This is a genomic window from Arthrobacter sp. H5 (assembly GCF_000520595.1).
GTDB lineage: Bacteria > Actinomycetota > Actinomycetes > Actinomycetales > Micrococcaceae > Arthrobacter_D.
Map to the genome: position 1 here is coordinate 4,798 of NZ_KI915031.1, position 5,434 is coordinate 10,231.

Genomic DNA, 5,434 nt, shown 5'->3' on the forward strand with positions numbered 1-5,434 from the left:
ACTGTGCGGCTTGCCGAGCCGCAGTTTGAGGGCCAGACCAAGGAAATCCTCGGCACCTCGGCTGTCCGCGCGATCGTGGCCAGGGTGGTGGAGAAGGAGATTTTGGCCAGGCTGACGTCGTCGGCCCGGGGTGATAAGGCACAGTCCGCCCTGCTGCTGGAAAAGGTGGTGGCGGAGATGAAATCCCGCATCTCCGCCCGGGTGCATAAGGAAACCCAGCGGAGAAAGAATGCGCTGGAAACATCCTCTATGCCGTCCAAGCTGGCTGACTGCCGCATTGACGACGTCACGCGTTCCGAGTTGTTCATCGTGGAGGGAGACAGCGCGCTGGGTACCGCCAAGCTTGCCCGTTCCTCGGACTACCAGGCGCTGCTTCCCATTCGGGGGAAGATCCTCAATGTGCAGAAGGCCTCGGTGGGGGACATGCTTTCCAACACGGAGTGTGCGGCTCTCATCCAGGTAGTGGGAGCAGGATCGGGCCGGAGCTTCCAACTTGATGCGGCACGCTACGGGAAGGTCATTCTCATGACCGACGCTGACGTTGACGGCGCGCACATCCGCACGCTCCTCCTGACGTTGTTCTTCCGGTATATGAGGCCGCTGGTGGACGCAGGTAAAGTGTATGCCGCCGTGCCACCCCTGCACCGCGTGGAGATCGTTGGCGCCGGGAGTAAAGCCAATGAGACCGTCTACACCTATTCGGAGCAGGAACTCCACCGCCTGCTTGCCGCACTGGAGAAGACGGGCAAGCGCTACAAGGAACCGATCCAGCGGTACAAGGGCCTGGGGGAGATGGACGCCGGGCAGTTGGCGGAAACCACCATGGATCCGCGGCACCGCACCCTTCGCCGCGTGCGCATCCAGGAGGCCGAGTCCGCCGAACGTGTCTTCGACCTGCTCATGGGCAGCGATGTTGCCCCCCGGAAAGATTTCATTGTTGCGGGGGCAGCCTCCCTGGACAGGGAACGGATTGACGCTTAGCGGTCCTAGCCGAAGAAACCGGGAGCCACCAGCAGCGCCGTTGGTGCGGCAAGCAACAGTGCGGATGCCGCGAGAGCAGCGGAAGTCTGGACCGCCGAGAGCGGTGGCAGTGGCTCAAGCAGCCTCCGCAGCCGGTGCACAGTGGACTGTTCGCCCGCTTCCCGGGTGATGGTTGACCGGGTGGAATCATCAGCCAGGCCGGAATCCCCGTGCGTGCCGGCGCCCGGTGCCGACCCGGTGGCAACGATGGCGATCGCCCTGACCAGCACTGGCTTGTCGACCTGCCTTAGTGCTTCGTCGTCAGCCAGCATCTCGATCAGCTCGTTGACGGCGCGCTGCGCCAGCTGCGAGGTGGGAAGCCAGGGCAGTGCGGAGCGCCAGGCGGCAAATGCCCACAGCAACAAGTGATGGCGTTGATGCAGGTGTGCCCGCTCGTGGATGAGCACCGCGTCGAGTTCCTCATCGGTCAGCAGGCCCATTAGCCCGTCGGAGAGCACCGTGACCGATCTCGCCCCTCCGGGAAGACAGTAGGCAACCGGGGACGGGTGGCTGATGACCAGTGTGGCCGGGTTGTCTGCCGCAGGCGAACTGAGCAGGTTGAGCATGTCGCGGTGGCGCCGCCGCTGCCCCCGGATCCTGACATAGGTGAGCAGCAGGGTGAAGACCAGGTGTGCGCCAAGCAGGCTGGCCGCACTCAGTGCGAACACATGGACCAGCCCCAGCGTGTCGGCCGGTTGGTTGTTGACGATCGTGGCCCACAACGCACCCATGGCTTCCAGAAGATTGTCCCCAAGTGGTTCCAGTCCCCAGACCAGCATGGCGCCTATCATCGACAGTCCGCCGGCAAGTGCAATGGCTTGCCAGAGAATCATCGCGGTGAAGGGGGATCGTGACGGCCAGCCGGCCCGGGAGAGGGCGATGGGTGCGGGCCAGGCCAGAACCACGGCGAGCGTCGCGAGGAAGTGGGCGGCCAGGAGCATGTGCGGGTCAGCTGCCGCCGAGCAGTTTGCGCAGTGCGCGCGCCTCGCTCTCGGATACGCTGCCAATGAACCGAGCGAGCACAGCCTCGCGGTCGGGTGCAGTGACCAGCACCTCATGCATCAGTTCCGCCGTGTGGTCCTCACGGCTGGTGATGGCACGGTAACGGTGCGGGCGGGTGTCACGCTCGCGTTCCACCAGCCCCTTCTTTTCCAGGCGTGAGAGGACGGTCAACACGGTGGTGACCGCCAGTTCCTTTCCCACCGTGGCGCCCGCTGGGACCAGGGCCAGCGCGTCGCGCAGGGAATTCGCCGTCATTGCCCCGGGTGTGGCCCACAGCAGGTCCATCACTGTGCGTTCGAGTTCTCCGAGGGTGGCCATTGAAGTCCTTTGTTGAGCTTGGAATTAGGGAAGAGCGCTGTCCGGCGGGCGGGATCCGCAGCCGGCTCTGATTGTGCTTTCCTCCTTCTAACTTACCCGCTTTTTGTGCAAGGTTCTACATCGCGTAGAACAATCCCAAAATTTGTTCTACGATCTGTAGAAAAACATATTTCTACGTGACGTAGAAATCATCTCGTACCCAGTCGAAGCAGAGATCCTAGAACCCATGGAAGCACTTGAAATTGCCCGCTGGCAGTTCGGCATCACCACCGTCTACCACTTCCTGATGGTGCCCCTGACCATTGGCCTGGGCCTGCTGGTCGCCACGATGCAGACACTGTGGTTCCGCACCGGCAGGGAGCACTACCTGCGTATGACAAAGTTCTGGGGCAAGCTCTTCCTCATCAACTTCATCATGGGAGTTGCCACCGGCCTTGTTCAGGAGTTCCAGTTTGGTCTGGCCTGGAGCGAGTACAGCAGGTTTGTCGGCGATGTCTTCGGGGCACCGCTTGCCATGGAGGCACTGCTCGCGTTCTTTGTTGAGTCCACGTTCCTAGGCCTGTGGATCTTTGGCTGGAAACAGCTTCCGCGCCTGATCCACCTGTGCTGCCTGTGGGCGGCCGTGCTCGCCTCGGTATTTTCGGCCTACTTCATCATTGTCGCGAACTCCTGGATGCAGCATCCGGTGGGTGCTGAACTGGTAGACGGCCGGGCCCGCATGGTTGACGCATGGGCCGTCTTCACCAACAACACCGCGCTGGTCGCCTTCACCCACACCATCTTCGGCGCGCTGGCAGTCGCAGGTGCCTTCCTGCTGGGCATTGGCTGGTACCACCTGTGGAAGCGCCGCGCCGACGGAATCGACCGCACCACCACCAGCGGTAAGGTCATCGCGGGCGGCGGGAAGGCTATACGGGGCCGCACCGACCACAGGGTGTGGCTCCGGTCGGCCCAGATTGGCGCCGTCGTTGCGCTGATTTCCTTTGCCGGAACCGCGCTCACCGGTGACCTGCAGGCGAAGCTCATGTTTGAACAGCAGCCCATGAAGATGGCCGCAGCCGAAGCCGCCTGCCACGACGGGACCGGGTTCTCCATCCTGTCCGTTGGGGATCTGTCGGCAGACAATCGCGACTCGCAGAACTGCGATGACATTGTGGCCGTGATCGAAATTCCAGGCATGTTGTCCTTCATGGCCAACGGAACCTTCGACACCGAGATCAAGGGTGTCAACACGCTGGTGCCTGAGTACCAGGAAAAGTACGGCACCACCATCCCGGATGATCCGGTGTACGGCGAGCGCGCAGGCACACAGGTTGATTACGTGCCGGTCATGGAGGTGACGTACTGGGGCTTCCGGATCATGATCGGTTTCGGCGCCCTCGCAGCCTTCGCCGCTTTCGTGGCCCTGTGGTTCCTGCGCAAAGGGACGGTGCCGCGGTCCCGCTGGGTGATGCGCCTCGCCGTCCTGGGCATCCTCGCACCGTTTGGCGCCAACTCGGCGGGCTGGATTTTCACGGAGATGGGACGGCAGCCCTTTGTGGTGGCGCCGAATCCTGATCCCAGCGGCATTGACGGTGTTTTCATGTTTACCGCGGCGGCCGTGTCGCCGGGGGTTTCCGTGGGCGAGCTGATCTTTTCCCTCGTTGCGCTCACCGTGGTCTATGCCGTCCTCCTGGTGGTCGAAGTCCGGCTGCTGGTCCGCTACGTGCGCGGCGGTGTTGCCTCCGCCATGCCCGAGCTGACTGAAGGGTCCAAGAACGACGGCGACGACGACGGCGTCAGCCGCGGGAAGGACGACGGCGATGTTCTGGCCTTCGCCTACTGACCGGATACCCGGAAATCGAGGAGTGCACTGATGACTGACCTGCTTCCCACCATCTGGTTCATCCTGATCGGCGTGCTGTGGACCGGCTACCTGTTCCTCGAAGGGTTCGACCTCGGAGTGGGCATGCTGATGAAGCTGTTTGCACGGAACGACACTCAGCGCCGCGTGCTGCTCAACACCGTGGGGCCGGTGTGGGACGGCAACGAGGTCTGGCTGGTGACGGCCGTGGGCGCCACCTTTGCCGCTTTTCCGCTCTGGTATGCATCGCTGCTCTCGGCTCTCTACTTGCCGCTGGTCATGGTGCTTCTGGGACTGATCTTCCGCGCCGTGGGCTTCGAGTACCGCGGCAAGGCCCGATCCGGGGCCTCCCGGAACCGCTGGGACTGGGCAATTGCACTGGGGTCCTTCACGGCGGCGTTCGGTATCGGCGCGGCGTTGGCCCTGACCACCACGGGCCTGCCCCTGAACGCCAACGGCGACCGCGTAGGCGGTCCCTGGGCGTGGTTCAACGGCTATGCGATGCTGGGGGGCGCCGCCGTCGTGCTGTTCTGTGTGATTCACGCGACCGGATTCCTGGTCCTCAAGACGGGCGGTCCCATCCGGGAGCGCGCGCTCGCCCTCTTTGTCCGGCTGCTGCCGGCAGCGGTCCTGCCGCTGCTGGTGTGGGCTGCGGTAGTCCAGGCACGCGGCGACGATGCCTGGACGCTGGCCATGCTGGCGGTTGCGGCAGCGGCGGCGGTGGCGTCGTGGCTGACAGCGCGCCGCGGATGCGACGGGGTCAGCTTCGCCGCAATGGGCCTGTTCCTCACCGCCGCGATGGCCTGCGTCTTTGGCTCTGCGTATCCGGTGGTGCTGCCCTCGACACTTGACGAGGCGTTCAATTTGACCGTGGGCAACGCGTCCTCGTCCCCTTACACCCTGGGGCTGATGAGCGTCATCGCCGCCTTTGGAGTGCCCCTGGTGTTGGCCTACCAGGGCTGGACTTACTGGGTATTCCGGAAACGCGTGACTGAGAAGAGCATTCCGCCGGCCCATTCGGTCAGTGCCCTGTGATTGAGCGTCTCATCGCCCGCGGGCCGGCAGGCGCCGCCGTGCCCGCCTCGGCCCTCTACCTGCTTGGACTGCTCGCCGCTCTCAAGGCGGCCGGGTTGGTGCTCGTGGCTGAATCCATTGCCCAGGGAATAGCCTCTCTCGCCGGTACGGCCAGCGTGCCGGACCCGGCTGGGCTTGTCTGGACCGGTGCCGCCGGAGTTCTGCTGCGCGCGGCGG

General features: G+C 64.0%; 6 protein-coding genes. 4 read left to right on the forward strand and 2 right to left on the reverse strand.

Going from position 1 to position 5,434, the window contains the following annotated elements; translation table 11 throughout:
- The coding region (locus Y708_RS28740; RefSeq protein WP_035777014.1) for a toprim domain-containing protein at positions 1–981 on the forward strand (981 nt) is incomplete at its 5' end.
- 5 nt (positions 982–986) lie between these two features.
- On the opposite strand, the gene Y708_RS0119945 is transcribed toward Y708_RS28740, so the two are convergent.
- Together Y708_RS0119945 and Y708_RS0119950 are read right to left on the reverse strand one after the other, a co-directional pair.
- Positions 987–1,961 carry a M56 family metallopeptidase gene (locus Y708_RS0119945; protein WP_028281277.1) on the reverse strand — a complete coding sequence of 325 codons (975 nt, stop codon included), beginning with the start codon at positions 1,959–1,961 and terminating at the stop codon, positions 987–989.
- 7 nt (positions 1,962–1,968) lie between these two features.
- Positions 1,969–2,340 (reverse strand): BlaI/MecI/CopY family transcriptional regulator, encoded by a 372-nt coding sequence (locus Y708_RS0119950; RefSeq protein ID WP_028281278.1) that lies wholly within the window; start codon positions 2,338–2,340, stop codon positions 1,969–1,971.
- Positions 2,341–2,566: 226 nt separating this feature from the next.
- Here Y708_RS0119950 and Y708_RS0119955 point away from each other — a divergent pair, with 226 nt between their 5' ends.
- The 3 genes from Y708_RS0119955 to Y708_RS0119965 form a co-directional block, all read left to right on the forward strand.
- Entirely contained in the window at positions 2,567–4,165 is a 1,599-nt protein-coding gene (locus Y708_RS0119955; protein WP_028281279.1) for a cytochrome ubiquinol oxidase subunit I, read from the forward strand.
- A gap of 30 nt (positions 4,166–4,195) precedes the next feature.
- Positions 4,196–5,218, forward strand: a complete 1,023-nt coding sequence (cydB, locus tag Y708_RS0119960; protein ID WP_035777015.1) for a cytochrome d ubiquinol oxidase subunit II — start codon at positions 4,196–4,198, stop codon at positions 5,216–5,218.
- The coding region (locus Y708_RS0119965) for a hypothetical protein (RefSeq protein ID WP_028281281.1) at positions 5,215–5,434 on the forward strand (220 nt) is incomplete at its 3' end. The genes cydB and Y708_RS0119965, both read left to right, overlap by 4 nt.

Excerpts from the sequence above, each read along its gene's own strand:
- Y708_RS0119945 (WP_028281277.1), bottom strand. The coding sequence starts at position 1,961 with ATGCTCCTGGCCGCCCACTTCCTCGCGACGCTCGCCGTGGTTCTGGCC.
- Y708_RS0119950 (WP_028281278.1), bottom strand. The coding sequence starts at position 2,340 with ATGGCCACCCTCGGAGAACTCGAACGCACAGTGATGGACCTGCTGTGG.
- Y708_RS0119955 (WP_028281279.1), top strand. The coding sequence starts at position 2,567 with ATGGAAGCACTTGAAATTGCCCGCTGGCAGTTCGGCATCACCACCGTC.
- cydB (WP_035777015.1), top strand. The coding sequence starts at position 4,196 with ATGACTGACCTGCTTCCCACCATCTGGTTCATCCTGATCGGCGTGCTG.